Origin of the sequence: Vibrio sp. ABG19 (assembly GCF_029962385.1) — a bacterium.
GTDB lineage: Bacteria > Pseudomonadota > Gammaproteobacteria > Enterobacterales > Vibrionaceae > Vibrio > Vibrio ostreae.
This window is the reverse complement of the sequence record NZ_CP071708.1, coordinates 1,559,612-1,583,819: the sequence shown is the minus strand read 5'-3', so window position 1 is coordinate 1,583,819 and position 24,208 is coordinate 1,559,612. Positions and strand designations below refer to the sequence as shown.

Annotated in this window: 9 protein-coding genes, 1 tRNA gene, 3 rRNA genes and 1 riboswitch; of the genes, 4 read left to right on the top strand and 9 right to left on the bottom strand. The window is 51.5% G+C overall.

Annotated elements, in window-relative coordinates; all coding sequences use genetic code 11:
* The first annotated feature begins 99 nt into the window (after positions 1–99).
* Together uvrA and J0X00_RS13530 are read left to right on the top strand one after the other, a co-directional pair.
* On the top strand, positions 100–2,922 hold the full coding sequence (uvrA, locus tag J0X00_RS13535) for an excinuclease ABC subunit UvrA (RefSeq protein ID WP_282478250.1): 2,823 nt from the start codon (positions 100–102) through the stop codon (positions 2,920–2,922).
* Positions 2,923–2,991: 69 nt separating this feature from the next.
* Entirely contained in the window at positions 2,992–4,824 is a 1,833-nt protein-coding gene (locus J0X00_RS13530) for a PglL family O-oligosaccharyltransferase (RefSeq protein ID WP_282478249.1), read from the top strand.
* A gap of 56 nt (positions 4,825–4,880) precedes the next feature.
* Here the strand turns inward: J0X00_RS13530 and J0X00_RS13525 are convergent, their stop codons facing one another.
* Positions 4,881–6,002: an alanine--glyoxylate aminotransferase family protein gene (locus J0X00_RS13525; protein WP_282478248.1), complete on the bottom strand. Its 1,122-nt coding sequence runs from the start codon at positions 6,000–6,002 to the stop codon at positions 4,881–4,883.
* Positions 6,003–6,177: 175 nt separating this feature from the next.
* A riboswitch (Lysine riboswitch) is annotated at positions 6,178–6,355 on the top strand.
* A gap of 106 nt (positions 6,356–6,461) precedes the next feature.
* Between J0X00_RS13525 and lysC the strand changes: the two genes are divergently transcribed.
* Complete coding sequence (gene lysC / locus J0X00_RS13520) at positions 6,462–7,811, top strand: lysine-sensitive aspartokinase 3 (protein ID WP_136487626.1); 1,350 nt, start codon at positions 6,462–6,464, stop codon at positions 7,809–7,811.
* Between the two features lie 79 nt (positions 7,812–7,890).
* Here the strand turns inward: lysC and metH are convergent, their stop codons facing one another.
* Positions 7,891–11,571, bottom strand: coding sequence for a methionine synthase (gene metH, locus J0X00_RS13515; RefSeq protein ID WP_282478247.1), 3,681 nt, complete (start codon positions 11,569–11,571; stop codon positions 7,891–7,893).
* Between the two features lie 190 nt (positions 11,572–11,761).
* On the opposite strand from metH, the gene J0X00_RS13510 reads away from it, so the two are divergent.
* Positions 11,762–13,087 carry a sodium:proton antiporter gene (locus J0X00_RS13510; protein ID WP_282478246.1) on the top strand — a complete coding sequence of 442 codons (1,326 nt, stop codon included), beginning with the start codon at positions 11,762–11,764 and terminating at the stop codon, positions 13,085–13,087.
* 866 nt (positions 13,088–13,953) lie between these two features.
* Here the strand turns inward: J0X00_RS13510 and J0X00_RS13505 are convergent.
* The 7 genes from J0X00_RS13505 to J0X00_RS13475 all read right to left on the bottom strand — a co-directional run bounded on the left by J0X00_RS13505 (position 13,954) and on the right by J0X00_RS13475 (position 24,112).
* Positions 13,954–14,030: transfer RNA gene (locus tag J0X00_RS13505), tRNA-Asp, on the bottom strand.
* Between the two features lie 85 nt (positions 14,031–14,115).
* Positions 14,116–14,231 (bottom strand): 5S ribosomal RNA (gene rrf / locus J0X00_RS13500).
* Between the two features lie 167 nt (positions 14,232–14,398).
* Positions 14,399–17,268: ribosomal RNA gene (locus J0X00_RS13495) — 23S ribosomal RNA — on the bottom strand.
* A 326-nt stretch (positions 17,269–17,594) separates the two neighbouring features.
* Positions 17,595–19,147: ribosomal RNA gene (locus tag J0X00_RS13490) — 16S ribosomal RNA — on the bottom strand.
* Together the 16S, 23S and 5S rRNA genes with 1 tRNA gene alongside form the textbook arrangement of a ribosomal RNA operon.
* Positions 19,148–19,762: 615 nt before the next feature.
* Positions 19,763–20,539, bottom strand: a complete 777-nt coding sequence (locus J0X00_RS13485; protein ID WP_136487937.1) for a phosphoadenylyl-sulfate reductase — start codon at positions 20,537–20,539, stop codon at positions 19,763–19,765.
* Entirely contained in the window at positions 20,532–22,265 is a 1,734-nt protein-coding gene (cysI, locus tag J0X00_RS13480) for an assimilatory sulfite reductase (NADPH) hemoprotein subunit (protein ID WP_218562425.1), read from the bottom strand. Before cysI ends, J0X00_RS13485 begins: the two co-directional genes overlap by 8 nt.
* Positions 22,265–24,112, bottom strand: coding sequence for an assimilatory sulfite reductase (NADPH) flavoprotein subunit (locus tag J0X00_RS13475; protein WP_218562426.1), 1,848 nt, complete (start codon positions 24,110–24,112; stop codon positions 22,265–22,267). Before J0X00_RS13475 ends, cysI begins: the two co-directional genes overlap by 1 nt.
* Positions 24,113–24,208: the final 96 nt, after the last annotated feature.

The following is a 24,208-nucleotide window of genomic DNA, read 5'->3' as shown; positions in this document are numbered from 1 at the left end:
GGGATGGCTTTTTTTAACTGTTTTTTTATCCAGTAATTATTTGCACACTTGTCACTCTATGTAATACTTGTCCGACTTGGTATGACATAGAGAAAACTGATGGATAAAATCGAAGTTCGTGGTGCCCGTACCCACAATCTGAAGAACATCAACCTGACCATTCCGCGTGACAAACTGATTGTCATCACCGGGCTGTCCGGCTCGGGTAAATCATCGCTGGCTTTTGACACCCTGTACGCTGAAGGACAACGTCGCTACGTTGAATCCCTGTCGGCCTATGCCCGTCAGTTTCTCTCTTTGATGGAAAAACCCGACGTCGACCATATTGAAGGTCTGTCGCCGGCCATTTCTATCGAACAAAAATCGACCTCTCACAACCCACGCTCAACCGTCGGTACCATTACCGAAGTCTATGACTACCTGCGTCTGCTCTATGCCCGGGTCGGTGAGCCACGTTGTCCGGATCACCATGTGCCGCTGGCCGCACAGACCATCAGCCAGATGGTCGATAAAGTGCTGGAAATGCCGGAAGGCGCCAAGATGATGCTGCTGGCACCGATCGTCAAAGAGCGTAAAGGTGAGCACGTTAAAACGCTGGAGAATCTGGCCGCACAGGGCTTTATCCGCGCCCGTATCGACGGTGAAACCTGTGATCTGTCCGATCCGCCGCCGCTGGAACTGCATAAAAAGCACACTATTGAAGTGGTGGTGGATCGTTTCAAAGTGCGTAGCGATCTGCAGCAGCGTCTGGCAGAGTCGTTTGAAACCGCGCTCGAACTGTCCGGCGGTATCGTCGTGGTCGCTCCGATGGACGGTGACGGTGAAGAGCATGTCTTCTCCGCCAACTTCGCCTGTCCGCACTGTGGCTACAGCATGCGTGAACTGGAGCCGCGCCTGTTCTCATTCAACAACCCGGCCGGTGCCTGTCCGACCTGTGACGGTCTTGGCGTACAGCAGTATTTCGATCCGCAGCGCGTGATTCAAGATGACAGCCTGAGTCTGGCCCAGGGCGCGATTCGCGGCTGGGATCAGAAGAACTTCTACTACTTCCAGATGCTGACTTCACTGGCCAAACATTACGATTTCGACCTGCAGGCACCATTTAAACAGTTGCCGAAAAAGATCCAGGACGTGATCCTGAACGGCTCCGGCCGCACCGAAATCGAATTCAACTACATCAATGACCGTGGAGACATCCGGGTTAAACGTCATCCGTTTGAGGGCATACTCAATACTCTGGAGCGCCGTTACCGCGATACCGAATCCAACTCGGTGCGTGAAGAGCTGGTGAAATATATTTCGACCAAATCCTGTGCCAGTTGTGACGGCACCCGGCTGCGGCTGGAAGCGCGGAATGTGTTTGTCAACGACACCACCCTGCCGCAGATTGTTGAACTGAGCATTGCTGACGCGCTGCAGTTTTTCCAGTCGCTGCAACTGGAGGGCCAACGCGCCAAGATCGCCGAGAAGGTCATGAAAGAGATCAACGACCGGCTGCATTTTTTGGTCAACGTCGGCCTCAACTACCTCAACTTATCGCGCAGCGCCGAAACCCTGTCCGGCGGTGAAGCACAGCGCATCCGTCTGGCAAGTCAGATTGGTGCTGGCCTGGTTGGCGTAATGTACGTGCTGGATGAGCCGTCTATCGGCCTCCACCAGCGTGATAATGAGCGCCTGCTTAGCACCCTGACTCATCTGCGCGATCTGGGCAATACTGTCCTGGTGGTCGAACACGATGAAGATGCCATCCGCCTTGCCGATCATGTGATTGATATCGGTCCGGGAGCCGGAGTGCATGGCGGGGCTGTGGTTGCCGAAGGCACGGTGCATGAAATCATTGCCAACCCGGACTCGCTGACCGGCCAATACCTCAGCGGCAGCAAAGCGATTCAGATCCCGGCCAAACGCGTGCCTCGTGACCCGAAAAAAACCGTCGAGCTCATCGGCGCCTCCGGTAACAACCTCAAAGACGTTAATCTGTCGCTGCCGGTGGGCCTGTTCAGCTGCATTACCGGCGTATCGGGCTCCGGCAAGTCGACCCTGATCAATGACACCTTCTTTAATATCGCTCACATCGCCCTGAACGGCGCCACCACCTCCAAACCGGCACCGTACAAATCGATTCAGGGTCTGGAGCACTTTGATAAGGTGATCGATATCGATCAGAGTCCGATTGGGCGTACACCACGCTCGAACCCGGCCACTTATACCGGCATTTTCACTCCGATTCGCGAGCTGTTTGCCGGAACTCAGGAGTCGCGCTCCCGCGGCTACAAACCAGGCCGTTTCAGCTTTAACGTCCGTGGCGGACGCTGTGAAGCGTGTCAGGGCGATGGCGTAATTAAGGTTGAAATGCACTTCCTGCCGGACGTATATGTACCGTGTGATATCTGTAAAGGTAAGCGCTACAACCGCGAAACCCTGGAAGTGCGCTACAAAGGTAAAACCATTGATGAAGTGCTGGAAATGACGGTGGAAGACGCGCGAGCTTTCTTCGAACCGGTGCCGGTGATTGCGCGTAAACTGCAGACCCTGATCGATGTCGGCTTGTCTTATATTCGTCTGGGCCAGGCGGCAACCACTCTGTCCGGTGGTGAAGCACAACGGGTCAAACTGGCGCGCGAGCTGTCGAAACGCGATACCGGCAAAACCTTATATATTCTTGATGAACCGACCACAGGTCTGCACTTCCACGATATTCAGCAACTGCTCGATGTCCTGCACCGCCTGCGCGATAATGGCAACACCGTGGTGGTGATCGAACACAACCTGGATGTGATTAAAACTGCCGACTGGATCGTCGATCTCGGTCCGGAAGGTGGCCAGGGCGGCGGCGAAATTATTGCCGAAGGAACCCCGGAAGATGTGGCCCAGGTCGAAGGTTCACATACCGCGCGCTTCCTTAAACCTATGTTGAAATAGAAAAAAGCGCTAAAGTGAAGAAACCAGCGGATGACGCTGGTTTCTTTTTTCGTTTACTAGTGAGACGTTATGGCAACCTTGTTACTCAGTGGCACTCAGCTCGAACCGCAGGCCCCTCGAGCTCCGTTGAATAAACCTTTTCTCCTGGTGCTGGGCGCTGTTTACCTGCTCGCCATGCATTTTTTCATGCCTAATCCCGGCGGCTCCGGACTGGCGCTGGCTTTTAATCCGGCGACCTGGCTGACCCTGAGCGTGGCACTGGCCATTGGCCTTTATCAGCTGGCCTCCTATCGTAAGCTGCGTTACTCCAAGCTAAGTATTGTCCTGCTGATCTGCAGCGTAATTATGTCGCTGCCGATGCTCTACACCAATGCCTACTGGCCGGGAGCCATCAGCCGCATGACCGGATTATGGGCCGGCCTGCTGCTGTTTATCGTGCTGCAGCAGTTCTACTTCAGTAATAAACACAAACAGCGTCTGTTGTGGTACATCATATTGGGCTGTCTGATTGAAGCTGCCTTTGGCCTGGTGCAGTATTTTGTGCTGCAGCCAGGCAATCCGTTTGGCTACAATGCCGTCGATAATCGTCCGTATGGCATTTTCCAGCAGCCTAACGTCATGGCCAGCTTCCTCGCCACTGGCCTGGTTTTGTCCGGCTACCTACTGGCCCGTCAGCCGAAGAAATACAACAAACACCTCAGTGAAGTGAGCCTGCTTTATCTTACCCCACTGATGACAGTACCGCTGCTGATCGTTCTTGCCTCACGCACCGGCTGGCTGTCGGCCATTCTGGGAGTCGGTCTGATCCTGCCGTATCTGTACCGTTTTTCTCCCCGCCAGCGCTTCGTTAACTGGCTGCTGGCCACACTGGGCGGGATACTAATTGGTATCGGCGCCATGTACTCCCAGGGCGGCGATGGTCTGGTGGCGGACAAAGCGGATCTGGACAGCCCGCGCCGCTACACCTTCCCGCAAACCCTCGACATGCTGATCGAAAAACCGTTTACTGGTTACGGCTACGGTGACTTTGAGTCCAGTTATATTCTCTACACCGCACGCCAGCACCAGCTCAATGATCAATACCCGGCCGGTCTGCCGGCGATGGACCATCCGCACAACGAAATCCTTTACTGGGGGGTCGAAGGCGGCCTGTTGCCGGTTCTGGGGATGGCCATTGCTGCGGCTTTTGTCCTGCTGCGCATCCGCTCAGCCAAACGGGGGACCCGGCTGGCGATGTTTGCTCTGGTGCTGCCGATCCTGCTGCACACCCAGCTTGAGTATCCGTTTTATCACTCCGCCATTCACTGGATCACCTTCGTGATCCTGCTGTTCTGGATCGATCTGCGCGTCGCCAGATTCCATGTGGTCCGTTTTAGTAAGATCAGCCGTTCGGTGCTGCGCGTACTGAGCCTGATCCTGCCGCTACTGACTGGGTTTTATATGCTCAGCGCGCTGCACACTAACTACGTTCTGATGCAGTTTGAGCACTCCAAGCCGCGTAATCCGGCCCTGCTGGATAACGTCACTAACCCTGTTGTATGGCGTGACCGCTTCGACTGGGATGTGTACAGCACTTACCTCAATATAGGTCTGGCACAAGACAAACCTGAGTATATCCAGCCGTACATTGACTGGTCGCTGGACATTATCAGACACAAACCGCGCCCGGCGTTTTACAGCAATCTGATCCTGGCCTATCAGGGGCTGGGCGATAACAGCCGGGCCGAACAAATCCGCGCCGAAGCCAGTTTCCTGTTTCCGGGCAAGGATTTCAGTCAGATTCAATACCGGGCCCCGTCTGAAGCGCTATCTCAGACTGCGTCCAGCACCTCATCCGCTGATCTCGGTCACAGCCAGCTACGCAGGGCTGTAGGCTCTTTACCTGAGCCTGCTAGCCAGTGATCAAAAAAGGTGGCCTTGCGCCACCTTTACTCTATTTGGATCTCATGTTGCGACAATCAACGCTGCAGCGCTTCTTGTAGTGCTTTCAGACACAAGGCAATATTTTCAGAACGGGCGCCATAACCCATCAAGCCGATTCGCCACGCTTTACCCGCCAGCGCGCCCAGGCCAGCACCGATTTCCAGGTTGTACTCTTGCAGCAGATAACGGCGCACCGCTGCATCATCAACGCCTTCAGGAATATAAACCGCATTCAGTTGCGGCAGGCGGCTTGCTTCATCCACCACAAAGCTCAGCCCGAGCGTCTCTAAACCTGCTTTTAATTTCTGGTGCATCTTACTGTGTCGCGCCCAGGCATTCTCCAGCCCTTCATTTTTCAGGACCAGCAGTGCTTCATGCAGTGCATACAGGCTGTTGACCGGAGCCGTATGGTGGTAGCTGCGCTTACCCTGCCCGCTCCAGTAACCCAGCACCAGGCTTTGATCCAAGAACCAGCTCTGAATCGGTGCCGTGCGGGTCTGAATTTTTTCAATCGCCAGCGCAGAAAACGTCAGCGGCGAGAGGCCGGGTACGCACGACAGACATTTCTGACTGCCGGAATAGACCGCATCCAGCTGCCATTCATCCACCAGCAGCGGTACACCACCGAGCGAGGTGACGGCATCAACAATCGTCAGCATACTGTGTCGCTTGGCAAGCTGGCCGAGCGCTTTGGCGTCGCTGCAGGCACCGGTCGAGGTTTCAGCATGCACAAAGGCCAAAATTTTCGCATCCGGATTCTGTTCGATAGCGGCGGCCACTTTATCTACCGAGACTGGCGTCCCCCATTCATCATCCACCAGTACCACTTCACCACCGCAGCGCAGCACGTTTTCACGCATGCGCTCACCAAACACGCCGTTACGGCACACAATCACTTTATCACCCGGCTCGACCAGATTGACGAAACAGGCTTCCATACCGGCACTGCCCGGCGCCGAGACAGCAATGGTAAATTCGTTCTCGGTCTGAAACGCATATTTAAGCAGTTGTTTGAGTTCGTCCATCATGGTGATAAACAGCGGATCAAGGTGACCGACGGTCGGACGACTCAACGCCTGCAGCACCTGAGGTGAAATATCAGAAGGCCCCGGGCCCATCAGAATGCGGTGTGGTGGAATAAAACTGCGAATAGTCATGTTGGCTCCATGCGTTGGGGGATGAAATATCAAGACTAATGCAAATTATGCCCTATCACAATTGGCCATAAGTCGAGAGGTCGAACCTGTCACATGCGCAGTGAATAATTATTTTGTCCGCAAGCAGAATTTACAATTGACATTAACGGCATAAACCCGTTCAATGTGTGAGCTATTTAGCAGAAGAGGAGCACTGCCCAGGCAGATATTTTGTGGAGCCTCAACTCCAAAACAAAATATTCAGGGGGAGTAGTGCCGAGACAAATCTTAATTGTGGTTTTGATTTGTCGGTTGACTGGGCTGAATCCCTTCAACTGTCATTGGCCCCGAGCTGATGAAGAGCTTCTGAGGTCATCTTTTCATAGTCTCACCTCTTTTTTGCTCTAAAGAACACTCTCTTCAAACATCGGATGTTGGAATACCAACCATTTTTATTTCTGGAATTCTGGGAGAAATGCCGTGAGAGCATTCAATGTCGCCAAGTTTGGCGGAACAAGCGTTGCAAATTTTGAAGCCATGAGCCGTTGCTCTGCCATTATCGAGAACAATCCACAAACCAAACTTGTGGTGAGCAGTGCATGCTCGGGCGTGACAAACCTGCTGGTTGAACTGGCGAACGGTGTCCAGGACGCAGAGCGTCGCTTGGCTGTAGTCAAAGAACTGGCAGACATTCACAACGCCATTATCGACCAGCTGGCGGAGCCGGTTAAGGTTGAGAAAGAAGTACACGCTATTCTCGACAGCGTCGCGAGCGCAGCAGAAGCGGCATCGTTCCAGTCGAGTAAAAAGCTGACCGACCATCTGGTCGCATGCGGTGAACTGATGTCGACTCATATCCTGGCTCAACTGATGCGTGAACGCGGGGTTGACGCGGTGCGTTTTGACATCCGTGAAGTGCTACGTACCGATGACAACTATGGTAAAGCTGAAGCACAAGTCGAAGAAGTGAAACGTCTGGCGCAAGAGAAACTGATTCCTCTGTGTGAGAATCAGGTTGTCGTCACACAAGGTTTTATCGGTTCCGATGAGCAAGGCAATACCACCACTCTCGGCCGTGGCGGCAGTGACTACTCAGCGGCGCTGATCGCCGAAGCGGTTCAGGCTTCAGGCCTTGAGATCTGGACCGACGTACCGGGCATTTACACCACTGACCCGCGTATCGCACCAAAAGCATCACCGATTCCGGAAATCACTTTCAGCGAAGCGTCAGAAATGGCCAACTTCGGTGCCAAAATTCTTCACCCTTCAACGCTGGTACCGGCGATTCGTCACGGTATTCCTGTGTTCGTCGGTTCATCGAAAGAACCGGAAAAAGGCGGGACCTGGATTCGTCAGCAAGTGGAAGAATCACCACAATTCCGTGCTCTGGCACTGCGTTGCAACCAAACCATGGTGACCCTGCGCAGCGACAAGATGTTCCATGCCTATGGTTTCCTGGCCAAAGTGTTTGAAGTGCTGGCGAAATATAAGATCTCGGTTGATTTGATCACGACTTCAGAAATCAGTGTTTCCCTGACTCTGGATAAAACCGATACGTCAGGCGGCGCACCGGAACTGCATCAGGCCGCTCGTGAAGAGCTAGAACAACTGTGTACGGTAGAAGTCGAACACAACCTGTGTCTGGTTGCTCTGATCGGTAACCAGATGGAAACCAAAGGTTACGCTAAGCAAGTGTTCAGTACCCTGGGTGACTTCAACCTGCGCATGATCTGTTACGGCGCGAGCGATCACAACCTGTGCTTCCTGGTTGACGCACCGGTCGCGAAGAACGTCATCCAGACTCTGCACCAGGAGCTGTTTGAAGGTTAATGCTCTGCCAGTGCCAAGTAGTGAGTTTCAGGCATTAAAAAGGTCACCCTCGGGTGACCTTTTTGTTGGCTGGCGTTTATTAGCCGTTAATATTCGGACCGAGCCATTTTTCCGCTTCCAGGCTGTCCCAGCCCTTACGCTCGGCGTAACTCTGGACCTGATCATCCTGAATCTGTGCAATAGCAAAGTAACGCGAGTCCGGATGCGAGAAGTACCAGCCCGACACTGAAGCGCCCGGCCACATCGCATAACTGGTGGTCAGCGACATACCAATGGTCTGCTCGACGTTGAGCATTTCCCATAGCGTGCCTTTCTCGGTGTGCTCCGGACAGGCCGGATAACCCGGTGCCGGACGAATACCCTGGTATTTCTCACGAATCAGCTCATCGTTAGACAGATTTTCATCGGCTGCATAACCCCAGATTTCCTTACGCACTTTTTCATGCAGGCATTCAGCAAATGCTTCCGCCAGACGATCCGCCACCGCCTGAATCATGATCGCGTTGTAATCGTCGCCCTGCGCCTTGTACAGATCCGCCAGCTCACGCTCACCGATACCACCGGTCACCGCAAACGCACCAATCCAGTCATGCTTACCACTCTCTTTCGGCGCAATGTAATCGGCCAGACAGTAGTTAGCGCCTTTCGGCTTCAGGGTTTGCTGACGCAGGTTATACAGCACATGCGCCACCTCGCTGCGCGACTCATCGGTGTAGACTTCAATATCATCACCAATACTGGCGGCCGGGAACAAGGCACACATGCCGCTCGCTTTAAGCAGGTCTTCGCGTTCAACCCGATCGAGCAGATCGTTGGCATCTTTAAACAGACGCTGCGCTTCTTCTCCCACCTCTTCATGCTCGAGAATCGCCGGGTATTTGCCCATCAGAGACCAGGTCATAAAGAACGGAGTCCAGTCGATGTACTGACGCAGCGTAGCAATATCAAAATCGTCAAATACATGCACACCCGGTTTAGCCGGGACCGGCGGCGTGTAGCTGTCCCAGTCGATCGGCGCTTTATTGGCGCGTGCTTCTTGCAGCGTGACCGGACGGCTTTTCGGCGTTTTACGCGCGTGCTGATCACGAGTACGCTCGTAATCCAGATTCAGCTTTTCGATAAAGGCCGGCTTCTGCGTTTCCGACAGCAGCGCCGAACACACACCTACCGCGCGAGAAGCGTTGTTCACGTACACCACCGGCTGATGATAGTTCTGCTCAATCTTCACCGCAGTGTGTGCTTTCGAGGTGGTCGCACCGCCGATCAGCAACGGCAAATCAAAGCCCTGGCGCTCCATCTCTTTGGCGACGTGCACCATCTCATCCAGTGAAGGAGTGATCAGACCGGACAGGCCGATAATATCCACCTGCTCTTCTTTGGCGACTTTGAGAATGGTCTCACACGGTACCATCACGCCCAGGTCGATAATTTCGTAGTTATTACACTGCAGCACCACGCCAACGATATTCTTACCGATGTCATGCACATCGCCTTTCACCGTCGCGAGCAGAATCTTACCGTTGGAAGAACCGGATTGTTTTTCCGCATTGATGAACGGCTCAAGGTGCGCCACCGCCTGTTTCATTACCCGCGCCGATTTCACCACCTGCGGCAGGAACATCTTACCTTCACCAAACAGATCGCCGACCACGTTCATGCCGTCCATCAGCGGACCTTCAATCACTTCCAGTGGTTTGCTGGCATTCACACGGGCTTCTTCAGTATCTTCAACGATAAATTCAGTAATACCTTTCACCAACGCGTGCTCAAGACGCTTGGCGACCGGCCAGGTACGCCACTCTTGTGCAGACGCATCTTCCTGCTTGCCAACCGCATTTTCGCGGTACTGTTCGGCGATTTCCAGCAGACGCTCGGTACCATCGTCACGACGGTTGAGCACCACGTCTTCCACCGCTTCACGCAGTTTGTCCGGCACGTTATCGTAAATCTCAAGCTGACCGGCATTGACAATGCCCATGTCCATGCCGTTTTTGAAACAGTGATACAGGAACACGGCGTGGATCGCTTCACGCACATAGTTGTTACCACGGAACGAGAACGACACGTTAGAGACACCACCGGAGATCATCGCGTGCGGCAGATCGCGTTTGATGTCCGCCACGGCATTGATAAAGTCCAGGGCGTAGTTATTGTGTTCATCGATACCGGTCGCGACCGCAAAGATGTTCGGGTCAAAAATGACATCTTCCGGCGGGAAACCGACTTCATCGACCAGGATATGGTAAGCACGGGTACAGATTTCCAGCTTGCGCTCACGGGTGTCCGCCTGACCGACTTCGTCAAAAGCCATAACGATCACTGCCGCGCCATAGCGACGAACCAGCTTAGCCTGCTGAACGAATTTCTCTTTACCCTCTTTAAGGGAAATCGAGTTCACGATGCCTTTGCCCTGGATACATTTCAGGCCGGCTTCAATCACTTCCCATTTGGAGGAGTCGACCATGACCGGAACCTTGGAAATCTCCGGCTCGGAGGCACACAGGTTAAGGAAGCGCACCATACAGGCTTCCGCATCCAGCATACCTTCATCCATGTTGATATCGATGATTTGGGCACCGTTTTCCACCTGCTCGCGCGCGACATCCAGCGCCTCATCGTACAGCTCTTCTTTGATCAGACGTTTAAAGCGGGCAGAACCGGTAACGTTGGTCCGCTCACCGACGTTCACAAACAGTGTCTCTTTAGCGATATTGAGCGGCTCAAGGCCTGACAGGCGACATTCTACATTCAGCTCTGGCAGCGCGCGGGGCGTTACGCCCTCAACAGCTTGCGCCATCGCCGCAATATGTTCTGGTGTAGTACCACAACAGCCGCCGACCAGGTTAAGGAAACCCGTTTGGGCCCATTCAGAAATGTGCTCAGCCATATCTTCCGGTGACAGATCGTATTCACCAAATGCGTTTGGCAGACCAGCGTTCGGGTGAGCAGAGACATAGCACTCAGAAATACGCGACAGCTCTTCGACATACTGACGCAACTCATCCGGACCCAACGCACAGTTAAGACCAAATGAGATAGGACGCACGTGACGCAGCGCATTATAGAACGCTTCTGTTGTCTGGCCAGACAGTGTCCGGCCGGAAGCGTCGGTAATGGTGCCGGAAATCATCACCGGCAGCTCAATCCCCATTTCTTCAAATACCGACTCAACCGCGAAAGCACACGCTTTGGCATTCAGAGTGTCAAATATGGTTTCGATAAGAATCAGGTCACTGCCACCGTTAATCAGCGCACGGGTCGACTCTGAATAAGCCGTCACCAGTTGATCAAACGTAACGTTACGATAGCCGGGATCATTCACATCCGGTGAAATCGAACAGGTCCGGTTGGTTGGACCAAGCACGCCAGCGACAAAACGTGGCTTATCCGGTGTCTTTGCCGTCCATTCATCGGCAGCTGCACGGGCTAACTTTGCCGCCGCGAAGTTAATCTCTGCGCTCAGCGATTGCATGTCGTAATCGGCCATCGCAATTGTAGTGGCGTTAAATGTGTTGGTTTCCAGAATATCCGCGCCGGCTTCCAGATAAGCAGAGTGAATTTCTTTAATCAGTTGAGGCTGACTCAGTACAAGTAAGTCATTGTTACCTTTGAGATCGCAATGCCAGTCAGCAAAGCGCTCACCGCGATAATCTTGCTCTTCCAGTTTATAGCCCTGAATCATCGTACCCATACCACCGTCAATGAGTAAGATACGCCTATTCAGTTGCGTTTCGATTTGGTGTCTCACATTACTTCCCACAGTACAGCCTCATTCCTTATGCCTTTTGACATCCTATCACACATTGATTAGAAATCTAGACGTCTAAAATACCAAATTGGCACTTATTATTCCTATTATCAATGAATCATGCAGCACTAAAAAAACGTTTGCTATTTGCTCAACATCCAACGACAATTTCGCTCATATTTTGTTACACAATGAGAAAAAAATGTCGGTCTATTACACTCTGTGCTTTCTATCTGCCGCGGCGATGATGATCGCCTTTTTAAACAGTAAAATAGGGAAGATGCAAACCACCATTGCCATAACAGCGGGTTCTATGCTCCTCTCGTTACTTATCTTAATTGCTGGTCAGAATAATTGGTTCCATCTGACACAAATCGCCACCGAAACCGTCACTAGTATCAACTTCGAAAATTTTCTTCTCAAAGGCATCCTTGGTTTTCTTCTCTTTGCCGGCGGCCTCGGTATCAAACTTCCTAATCTGAAAGACCAAAAATGGGAAATCACCGTCTTAGCGCTCGGAGCGACATTATTCTCCACCTTTTTTATCGGTTTCGTTCTGTACGGTTTCTGCCACCTGATTGGTATTCAGTTTGATTTGGTTTATTGCTTACTGTTTGGCGCTCTCATTTCTCCGACCGACCCTATCGCCGTTCTGGCTATTGTAAAAAAACTCAACGCGCCCAAGCGTATCTCGACTCAAATCGAAGGTGAATCCCTGTTCAACGATGGTTTCGGCCTGGTTATCTTCGTCACCATCTTTACCATTGCATTCGGCACTGAAGCGCCTACCGTGATGAGCGTAACTGGCCTGTTTATCCAGGAAGCGATTGGCGGTATCGTCTACGGTTTCCTGCTTGGCCTGCTGTTCCATTATCTGATTAGTGCCACTGATGACCACTCCATGGAGCTGCTGCTGACCATTGGGGTTCCAACCGCAGGTTACGCGTTCGCGGATGTGATCCATGTATCCGGCCCGCTGGCGATGGTAGTATCCGGTATCATGATCGGTAACTGGACCCGCTTTATCGGTTTCTCTAAAGAGAGTGAAGAACATCTGGATCACTTCTGGGAACTGGTCGATGAATTTCTTAACGGCGTACTGTTCCTGCTGATCGGTATGTCAATGCTGCTGTTTGAATTCCACCAAGAAGACTGGATTCTGATGGCATTTGCGGTCCCTCTGGTACTGGCTGCCCGCTACCTGAGCGTGTTTACTTCATACATTGGTTTCAAACGCTACCGCAGCTACAACCCGTGGTCGATTAAAATTCTTACCTGGGGTGGTCTGCGTGGTGGCCTGGCGCTGGCTATGGCTCTGTCCATCCCGTCTGGCGTGATGATCATTCCTGATAAACTGATTGATGTAAAAGAGCTGATTCTGGTCATGACCTACGCGGTCGTGGTGTTCTCGATCTTAATTCAGGGCTCAACCATTACCCCTATGATTGAGAAAGCCAAGAAGGAAGAGAAAGCGATGGCGCAGCAAAGCGCTGCACAAGAGAACCTGGTTAAAGACCAACAGTCTTAAACCCAGCAGATCAACACGCACATATGAGAGCCCCGCAGACTACTGCGGGGCTTTTTTGTAGGTGTTATCAAGTTCTAAGGAGTCTATTCCAGATTCTAGCATCGTAATTCCTTAGGTAAAAATAGCGGCACGGCTATCTACCCGACATCAACACAAAAGATGCTTCTGCCTTCTCTCATACCAAGGGGCCAAGGTGAAGCTCCTAAATGTCAGCGGACACCTAATCTAGGTTGGTGCAATATCAGCTCTGTGGGCTGTATCCGTCGTTCAATTAGCCTAGGAACCTATGCTCTGAAGTTGTAACGAATCAGATAAAAGATATGCCGTAATCACTTGGAGTGAAAAATCTCTCCTTATAGGCGCTGGAAGTCCGGGTTTGAAATAGCACCCAATAAAAAAGCCCAGGCACAAGTCTGGGCTTCTAAACAACAATGGCAGACGGCCAGCATTGCTGCGGGGACGCCTAGTCTAGGGTTTCGAATAAGTGGCGGATGGCCGGGCTGGCGCACCATCGGAGACGCGTACGTCTGGGACTCGTTCGGCCAAAGGACGAAACGCTTCTCTACCACCAAAAACAAAAAACCCAGTCATAAGACTGGGTTTCTGTAAATAAGTAACGGACGGCTGGGGTCGCACACGACGGGCAGGCCTCCCTGCGGGACTCGTCATCGCAACGCGATGAATTTGGCTCAGCTTAAAACGACAAAACCCCAGTATTACTGCGGGGACGCCTAGTCTAGGGTTTCGAATAAGTGGCGGACGGCCGGGCTGGCGCACCAGCGGGACTCGTTCGGCCAAAGGACGAAACACTTCTCTATCACCATAAACAAAAAACCCAGTCATAAGACTGGGTTTCTGTAAATAAGTGGCGGAGCGGACGGGACTCGAACCCGCGACCCCCGGCGTGACAGGCCGGTATTCTAACCAACTGAACTACCGCTCCGCATTGGTCAGACTATAAAGTCTTTTCTCGTTTTTGCTTTCAGGCTATTCCTTAAAAAAGGAGCAAACTGAAGCAAGTAATTAAAGCCTGGCGATGTTCTACTCTCACATGGGGAGGCCCCACACTACCATCGACGCTGTTTCGTTTCACTTCTGAGTTCGGAATGGAATCAGGTGGGTCCAAAACGCTATGGTCGCCAAGCAAAATTTTGTCAGGAACAAAATTTAACGCACTTTAGTGCGGCCCGAAGGGTTAACTACATGGATGTAATTAATAAATTCAATTCCAAAATTCGGAAAGCTGTTTATGTTCTCATCACACATTCAATGTACTGGTCATTGAGTCCATCAAAACCCCTTGGGTGTTGTATGGTTAAGCCTCACGGGCAATTAGTACAGGTTAGCTCAACGCCTCACAACGCTTACACACCCTGCCTATCAACGTTCTAGTCTCGAACAACCCTTTAGGACACTTAAAGTGTCAGGGAAGACTCATCTCAGGGCTCGCTTCCCGCTTAGATGCTTTCAGCGGTTATCGATTCCGAACTTAGCTACCGGGCAATGCGTCTGGCGACACAACCCGAACACCAGAGGTTCGTCCACTCCGGTCCTCTCGTACTAGGAGCAGCCCCCTTCAATCTTCCAACGCCCACGGCAGATAGGGACCGAACTGTCTCACGACGTTCTAAACCCAGCTCGCGTACCACTTTAAATGGCGAACAGCCATACCCTTGGGACCGACTTCAGCCCCAGGATGTGATGAGCCGACATCGAGGTGCCAAACACCGCCGTCGATATGAACTCTTGGGCGGTATCAGCCTGTTATCCCCGGAGTACCTTTTATCCGTTAGAACCACCGGATCACTATGACCTGCTTTCGCACCTGCTCGAATTGTCATTCTCGCAGTCAAGCGGGCTTATGCCATTGCACTAACCTCACGATGTCCAACCGTGATTAGCCCACCTTCGTGCTCCTCCGTTACTCTTTGGGAGGAGACCGCCCCAGTCAAACTACCCACCAGGCACTGTCCTCGAACCGGATAACGGTCCAGAGTTAGAACATCAAACATACAAGGGTGGTATTTCAAGGACGGCTCCAACGCAACTGGCGTCACGTCTTCAAAGCCTCCCACCTATCCTACACATGTAGGTTCAATGTTCAGTGCCAAGCTGTAGTAAAGGTTCACGGGGTCTTTCCGTCTAGCCGCGGGTACACTGCATCTTCACAGCGATTTCAATTTCACTGAGTCTCGGGTGGAGACAGCGTGGCCATCATTACGCCATTCGTGCAGGTCGGAACTTACCCGACAAGGAATTTCGCTACCTTAGGACCGTTATAGTTACGGCCGCCGTTTACCGGGGCTTCGATCAAGAGCGTCGACCGAAGTCTAACCCCATCAATTAACCTTCCGGCACCGGGCAGGCGTCACACCGTATACGTCATCTTACGATTTTGCACAGTGCTGTGTTTTTAATAAACAGTTGCAGCCACCTGGTATCTGCGACTTCCAATAGCTCCATCCGCGAGGGACTTCACCGTCAGAAGCGTACCTTCTCCCGAAGTTACGGTACCATTTTGCCTAGTTCCTTCACCCGAGTTCTCTCAAGCGCCTTGGTATTCTCTACCCGACCACCTGTGTCGGTTTGGGGTACGATTCCTTACAATCTGAAGCTTAGAGGCTTTTCCTGGAAGCATGGCATCAATGACTTCATCACCGTAGTGACTCGACATCGTGTCTCAGCCTTACAGAGAGCCGGATTTACCTAACTCTCAAGCCTACGCACTTGAACCTGGACAACCGTCGCCAGGCCCACCTAGCCTTCTCCGTCCCCCCATCGCAATTGTAAGAAGTACGGGAATATTAACCCGTTTCCCATCGACTACGCCTTTCGGCCTCGCCTTAGGGGTCGACTTACCCTGCCCCGATTAACGTTGGACAGGAACCCTTGGTCTTCCGGCGAGGAGGTTTTTCACCCCCTTTATCGTTACTCATGTCAGCATTCGCACTTCTGATACCTCCAGCATGCCTTACAGCACACCTTCAACGGCTTACAGAACGCTCCCCTACCCAATGCGATAAATCGCATTGCCGCAGCTTCGGTTTACAGCTTAGCCCCGTTACATCTTCCGCGCAGGCCGACTCGACTAGTGAGCTATTACGCTTTCTTTAAATGATGGCTGCTTCTAAGCCAACATCCTAGCTGTCTGAGCCTTCCCACATCGTTTCCCACTTAGCTGTAATTTGGGACCTTAGCTGGCGGTCTGGGTTGTTTCCCTCTCCACGACGGACGTTAGCACCCGCCGTGTGTCTCCCGGATAGTACTTACTGGTATTCGGAGTTTGCAAAGGGTTGGTAAGTCGGGATGACCCCCTAGCCTTAACAGTGCTCTACCCCCAGTAGTATTCGTCCGAGGCGCTACCTAAATAGCTTTCGGGGAGAACCAGCTATCTCCGAGTTTGATTGGCCTTTCACCCCTAGCCACAAGTCATCCGCTAATTTTTCAACATTAGTCGGTTCGGTCCTCCAATTGATGTTACTCAATCTTCAACCTGCCCATGGCTAGATCACTCGGTTTCGGGTCTATATCCAGAGACTGTGCGCCCAGTTAAGACTCGGTTTCCCTACGGCTCCCCTAAATGGTTAACCTTGCCACTGAATATAAGTCGCTGACCCATTATACAAAAGGTACGCAGTCACACCACGAAGGTGCTCCTACTGCTTGTACGTACACGGTTTCAGGTTCTATTTCACTCCCCTCACAGGGGTTCTTTTCGCCTTTCCCTCACGGTACTGGTTCACTATCGGTCAGTCAGGAGTATTTAGCCTTGGAGGATGGTCCCCCCATGTTCAGACAGGATAACACGTGTCCCGCCCTACTCGATTTCACTGAACATACGCTGTCGGCTACGGGGCTATCACCCTGTTTCGCGGTCCTTTCCAGAACCTTCACCTGACGCATATAAAGCTTAAGGGCTAATCCAATTTCGCTCGCCGCTACTTTCGGAATCTCAATTGATTTCTTTTCCTCGGGGTACTTAGATGTTTCAGTTCCCCCGGTTCGCTTCATTAACCTATGTATTCAGTTAATGATACCTGCTTATGCAGGTGGGTTTCCCCATTCGGAAATCGTAGACTCAAGTGGCTCTTACTGCCTCATCTACGCTTATCGCAAGTTAGTACGTCCTTCATCGCCTCTGACTGCCAAGGCATCCACCGTGTACGCTTAGTCACTTAACCATACAACCCGAAGGAGTTTCGAGTTGATGAACCAAGTCACCAAGGTTTCGTTGTCTCTCATTATTTGAATGAGCGAGAGACTTTTCGATTTTGCCGGACTCAATTTTGAAACTTGTTAAACAAGTTTCTACCAAGCACACTTGAATGTGTTGTTGGTGTATTCCATTTCGGAATACATTGAGAACTTTACAAATAATGTTTCGTTTACGAATAAACAAAAGATTATTTTGTCAGCTTTCCAAATTGTTAAAGAGCAATAACAGCCCGAAGCATTACGCTTCAAAACCATCAATCTGTGTGAACACTCATCGCAATAATCATTCGTATAAGGAGGTGATCCAGCGCCAGGTTCCCCTAGCGCTACCTTGTTACGACTTCACCCCAGTCATGAACCACAAAGTGGCAAGCGTCCTCCCGAAGGTTAAACTACCTGCTTCTTTTGCAGCCCACTCCCATGGTGTGACGGGCGGTGTGTACAAGGCCCGGGAACGTATTCACCGTGGCATTCTGATCCACGATTACTAGCGATTCCGACTTCATGGAGTCGAGTTGCAGACTCCAATCCGGACTACGACGCACTTTTTGGGATTCGCTCACTTTCGCAAGTTGGCCGCCCTCTGTATGCGCCATTGTAGCACGTGTGTAGCCCTACTCGTAAGGGCCATGATGACTTGACGTCGTCCCCACCTTCCTCCGGTTTATCACCGGCAGTCTCCCTGGAGTTCCCGACTTTACTCGCTGGCAAACAAGGATAAGGGTTGCGCTCGTTGCGGGACTTAACCCAACATTTCACAACACGAGCTGACGACAGCCATGCAGCACCTGTCTCTCAGTTCCCGAAGGCACAAGACTGTCTCCAGTCTCTTCTGAGGATGTCAAGAGTAGGTAAGGTTCTTCGCGTTGCATCGAATTAAACCACATGCTCCACCGCTTGTGCGGGCCCCCGTCAATTCATTTGAGTTTTAATCTTGCGACCGTACTCCCCAGGCGGTCTACTTAACGCGTTAGCTCCGAAAGCCACGGCTCAAGGCCACAACCTCCAAGTAGACATCGTTGACGGCGTGGACTACCAGGGTATCTAATCCTGTTTGCTCCCCACGCTTTCGCATCTGAGTGTCAGTATCTGTCCAGGGGGCCGCCTTCGCCACCGGTATTCCTTCAGATCTCTACGCATTTCACCGCTACACCTGAAATTCTACCCCCCTCTACAGTACTCTAGCCTGCCAGTTTCAAATGCAATTCCGAGGTTGAGCCCCGGGCTTTCACATCTGACTTAACAAACCACCTGCATGCGCTTTACGCCCAGTAATTCCGATTAACGCTCGCACCCTCCGTATTACCGCGGCTGCTGGCACGGAGTTAGCCGGTGCTTCTTCTGCAGCTAACGTCAAACGAATGCGCTATTAACGCACCCGCCTTCCTCACTGCTGAAAGTACTTTACAACCCGAAGGCCTTCTTCATACACGCGGCATGGCTGCATCAGGCTTGCGCCCATTGTGCAATATTCCCCACTGCTGCCTCCCGTAGGAGTCTGGACCGTGTCTCAGTTCCAGTGTGGCTGATCATCCTCTCAGACCAGCTAGGGATCGTTGCCTTGGTGAGCCCTTACCTCACCAACTAGCTAATCCCACCTGGGCATATCCTGACGCGAGAGGCCCGAAGGTCCCCCTCTTTGGCCCGAAGGCATCATGCGGTATTAGCCATCGTTTCCAATGGTTATCCCCCACATCAGGGCAATTTCCCAGGCATTACTCACCCGTCCGCCGCTCGCCGCCCTTAACGTTCCCCGAAGGTTCAGTTAAGTCGCTGCCGCTCGACTTGCATGTGTTAGGCCTGCCGCCAGCGTTCAATCTGAGCCATGATCAAACTCTTCAATTTAAGATTTTGTTCCCTAAATAATTAGGGGAGGCTCAATGAATACTGACTTCAAATTACCTTAGTAATTCAAAGCTATTACCATTCCAACAGAATGGTAATGAATTGACTGTGCTCGAATGATTGCTCATTCAAATTGGTCACTCAGTTCATTGATACCTAAGTTGATTCTTTAGAATCATCTTCGATTATCATCAACGAGTGCCCACACAGATTGATAGGTTTATATTGTTAAAGAGCGTTGCCTTTCGAAACTTTCTTCTCAAAGCGGAGGTGCATTCTAGCGAGTTAATTTGAAGAGTCAAACACTTTTTCAAATTTATTTCTCAGAAGCTTTTCACCTCACTGACCAGCGCTGAAGCCTTGCGGCGTCTGCCGTGTCAGTGAGGCGGCATTATAGAGAGTTGCTTCCCGTTGGCAAGCGATATTTCAAAAAAATGCAAAAATAACGCTTAAGTGGCGATTTAACACTCAAAGCCTTATTTATCCATTTTTACCCCAAACTTGGCAACAACTTATCCACAGAGTTATACCTTTATGGGAGGTAAGCCAGGCAGAAAAGACAAAACAACTAAGATAAAAAAAGCCGCTGACGCGGCTTTTTTTATCTGTTTCGGATTAAATACCCGAACCATCCTGTTCAGGTGGTGTATCTTCGTGAAGACCACACTCTCGTTTCAAACCAAAGAAACGGGTTTCTTCTTCACTCATACCCGGTTCCCACTTACGTGTGGTATGGGTATCACCCACTGAAAGGTACCCCTGCTCCCATAACGGATGGTATGGCAGGTTGTGTTCCTCTAAATAGTAGTGCACGTCTTTATTAGTCCAGTCGATGACTGGTAAGAACTTAAACACACCATTTTGGATGGCAAGAATAGGCAAGGTTGCACGTGACTTAGATTGTTCACGACGCAGCCCGGAGAACCAGGTCCCCACTTCCAACTCGTTCAGAGCTCGGCGCATTGGCTCGACTTTGTTCAGTTTGTTGTACTGTTCAATGCCGGTCACGCCTTGTTCCCATAATTTACCAAAGCGCGCTTCCTGCCATGCAGGCGATAATTCGGCCGAGTAAATTTTCAGGTTCAGGCCCAGGCGCTCAGTCAACTGGTCAATAAACTGATACGTCTCAGGAAACAGATAGCCGGTATCGGTCAAAACAACCGGGACATCTTTCTTCACCGAAGTTACCAGGTGCAGCATCACAGCAGCCTGGATACCAAAACTGGAAGAAACCGCATGGGTTCCCTGCAGGTTATCCAGTGCCCACGCAACGCGGTCCTGAGCAGTTAATGTTTCCAGATAAGCGTTAATCTCTGCCAGGTGCAGCGTTTGCTGCACCTTAGTCAGGGTTAACAACTCCGTCAGATTCGGAGTAGTTACGGTCTCAGGCATAAAAATCCCTCTTGGAGACCACCACTTCCTGGATAATACCGGTACGAATAGTGAAGTCACCAAAGGCTTCGCCATCCTGACGCTCAGTTGCCCAGCGTCCTACCAGTTGATCGATCTCTTCCAGGATTTGTTTATCAGTGATGTTCTCTTTATACATTTTAGGAACACGGGTACCCGCGCGGTTACCGCCAAGGTGCAGGTTGTAACGACCTGGTGCTTTACCTACCAGACCGATTTCAGCCAGCATGGCTCGACCACAACCATTCGGACAACCCGTAACTCGCAGAATAATGTTGTCTTCTTTTGGCAGTTGGTGTTTTTCCAGAATGCCTTCCACATCCGTCACGAAGCCAGGCAGGAAACGTTCTGCTTCTGCCATCGCCAGCGGACACGTCGGGAATGCCACACACGCCATTGAGTTCTTACGCTGCTCGCTGACAGTGCTGTCCATCAGGCCATGCGCTACCGCAATGGCTTCGATTTCCGCTTTCTGCTCTGCCGGAACACCCGCAATAATCAGGTTCTGGTTTGCGGTCATACGGAAATCGCCCTGGTGAATCTTCGCGATTTCAGCGACACCGGTTTTGAGCGGTTTACCCGGATAATCGAGCAGACGGCCGTTTTCGATAAACAGCGCCAGGTGATGTTTCCCATCAATACCTTCAACCCAACCAATACGGTCACCACGGTCGGTGAACTCATATGGACGGCTGTCAGCGAATGTTACCCCAGCACGTTTTTCCACTTCGGCTTTAAATACATCCACACCAACGCGGTCCAGAGTGTATTTGGTTTTCGCGTTCTTACGGTTAGAACGGTTACCCCAGTCACGCTGAGTGGTAACAACGGCTGCTGCGACATCCAGAGTTTTATCCAGCGGGATAAAGCCAAAGTCATCAGCACGACGCGGGTAAGTCGATGTATCACCATGCGTCATTGCCAGGCCACCACCCACCAGCACGTTAAAACCAACCAGTTTGCCGTTATCGGCAATCGCAACGAAGTTCAGATCGTTGGCATGCACGTCGATGTCGTTGTGCGGCGGGATAACCACTGTGGTTTTGAATTTACGTGGTAAATAGTTGCTACCCAGGATTGGTTCTTCATCTGTGGTTTCAACTTTCTCGCCATCCAGCCAGATTTCTGCGTAAGCGCGGGTTTTCGGCAGCAGATGCTCACTGATTTTCTTCGCCCACTCGTACGCTTCCTGATGCAGTTCAGACTCTACCGGGTTTGAAGTACATAGTACGTTACGGTTTACGTCACCCGCGGTTGCGATTGAATCGATACCAATGCTGTTCAGCGTCTGGTGCATCAGCTTAATGTTTGGCTTTAGTACACCGTGGAACTGGAAGGTCTGACGGGTGGTCAGACGGATGCTGCCGTACATAGTGTGCTCAGTGGCAAACTTGTCGATCGCCAGCCATTGCTTCGGCTGGATGATGCCGCCCGGCATACGGGCACGCAGCATCACGTTATGCAGTGGTTCCAGTTTCTGTTTGGCACGTTCGTTACGAATATCACGGTCATCCTGCTGGTACATACCGTGGAAACGGATCAGCTGGAAGTTATCTGCAGTGAAACCACCGGTGATGCGATCCTGCAGGTCCGCTTCAATGGTGCCACGCAGGAAATTACTCTCGCGTTTCAGACGCTCGTTGTCAGAAAGTTGGCCCAGTACTTCGCCCAGTACTTCCTGAGTGTTGTTTTCAATTTTGTAGCTCATTAGTACACATCTCTCTGGTAACGTTTGGCTTTGCGTAGGTCGTTGAAATACTCTTCTGCTTTCTCACGTGACAGACCGCCTTGTTGCTCAGCGACTGTGACTAAAGCTTCGTGTACATCTTTTGCCATACGGGTTGCATCACCACAGATGTAGACATAAGCGCCATCTTGCAGCCATTGCCATACTTGCTTGGCCTGTTCCAGAACACGATGCTGTACATACACTTTTTCATTCTGATCACGGCTGAATGCCACATCCAGACGGTGCAGAGCGCCAGACTTGAGATATTTCTGCCATTCCACCTGATACAGGAAGTCCTGAGTAAAGGTGCGATCACCAAAGAACAGCCAGTTTTTACCTGATGCGCCACGGTTATCACGTTCCTGGACGAAACTGCGGAACGGCGCGATACCGGTCCCCGGACCAATCATGATCACCGGGGTTGCGTCATCCTGAGGCAGTTTGAAGTTATTGTTGTGTTCAATGAACACTTTCACTTCTTCGCCTTCTTCCAGACGCTGACCAAGGAAGCCTGACGCGCCACCCTGACGAGGCTGGCCATCTACATCGTACTCAACGATACCGACGGTCAGGTGGACTTCTTCATCCACTTCAGTCTGGCTGGAGGCGATTGAGTACAGACGCGGAGTCAGACGACGCAGCAGAGAGATCAGCTGCTCAGCCGACAGTTTGGTTTTCTTCTCCAGCAGCACATCCAGGATCTGGGTGTTGGCTGAGTACTCACGTAACTTGTCTTTGTCTTCCACCAGCTGCTGCAGTTTTTCACTGCCGGACAGTTCAGCAAATTTAGTGACAAACTGTGGATTAGAAGTGGTGATTTCAAATTTGCTGACCAGAGCACTGTGCACCGACAAGCTTTCGCCATCGATTTCAACACTTTCGACCCCAGACAGACCAGCCGCTGCCAGTACAGCATTGGCCAGTTCAGGACAGTTTTCATACCACACGCCCAGTGCATCACCCGGCTGATATGACATGCCAGATTCCGCCAGATCAATTTCAATGTGACGGACATCTTTGCCTGAATCACGACCAGTAATTTTCTGGCTGGTGAGCAGCGTCGCTGTGTATGGATTTTGTTTGTTGTACTGAGAATGGTGACCAGCAGCCTGACCAACCGGAAGCTGAACCACTTCCGCCTGGCTGTTTGCCAGCGCTTCTTTGACCACTTCCAGTGCTTTAGCACGCCATTCCGCTGCCGGTGCATCGTAATCCACGTCGCAGTCAACACGGTCGATGAAACGTTGTGCACCCAGTTTTTCCAGGAAGGCATCAAAGTCTTTACCGGTTTGGCAGAAGAATTCATAGCTGGAGTCACCCAGACCAATCACACCGTACTGCAGATTTGGCAGTTTTGGCGCTTTCTTCGATTGCAGGAACTCATGCAGCTCCAGAGCGTTGTCTGGTGCTTCGCCTTCGCCGTTGGTCGAGGCAACAAAGATCACGTGCGTTTCTTTCGCCAGATCTTTGCCTTTGTAGTCGCTGGCATCAAACAGCTGTACCGCAACACCGGCTGCCTGCGCTTCCTGTTCTAACAGTTCCGCGACGCCTTTGGCGTTACCGGTCTGCGAAGCATAGATGATGCTCAGCTTACCAGCTGGTTTTGCTGCCGTCAGTGCGGCGGCCTGAGTCAGAGGAGCTACAGCACCCTGAGTCTGGCTTAATCCCCAAAAATAACCGCTCACCCAAGCCATCTGCTGAGGTGAGAGTTGTGAAATCGTTTGTTGCAGCTGGTTGAGCTGCGAGTCGTTTAGTGGGCTTGCCAACCCAGCTAGTTCTTTTGGTATGGTGTTTCCTGAAGACATTGTCACGACTTCCTTATTCATTGCGTGACGATAGATTAACCACTCCTCTTAATAACAAGAAAGAATAGATGAGCATGTTTTATAACTTTTTGGAAGTAAGGAGGATAAAATTTCACC

What these genes read in the sequence shown, in the direction of transcription:
- uvrA (WP_282478250.1), top strand. Translation starts at nt 100, where the DNA reads ATGGATAAAATCGAAGTTCGTGGTGCCCGTACCCACAATCTGAAGAAC.
- J0X00_RS13530 (WP_282478249.1), top strand. Translation starts at nt 2,992, where the DNA reads ATGGCAACCTTGTTACTCAGTGGCACTCAGCTCGAACCGCAGGCCCCT.
- J0X00_RS13525 (WP_282478248.1), bottom strand. Translation starts at nt 6,002, where the DNA reads ATGACTATTCGCAGTTTTATTCCACCACACCGCATTCTGATGGGCCCG.
- J0X00_RS13510 (WP_282478246.1), top strand. Translation starts at nt 11,762, where the DNA reads ATGTCGGTCTATTACACTCTGTGCTTTCTATCTGCCGCGGCGATGATG.
- J0X00_RS13485 (WP_136487937.1), bottom strand. Translation starts at nt 20,539, where the DNA reads ATGCCTGAGACCGTAACTACTCCGAATCTGACGGAGTTGTTAACCCTG.
- cysI (WP_218562425.1), bottom strand. Translation starts at nt 22,265, where the DNA reads ATGAGCTACAAAATTGAAAACAACACTCAGGAAGTACTGGGCGAAGTA.
- J0X00_RS13475 (WP_218562426.1), bottom strand. Translation starts at nt 24,112, where the DNA reads ATGAATAAGGAAGTCGTGACAATGTCTTCAGGAAACACCATACCAAAA.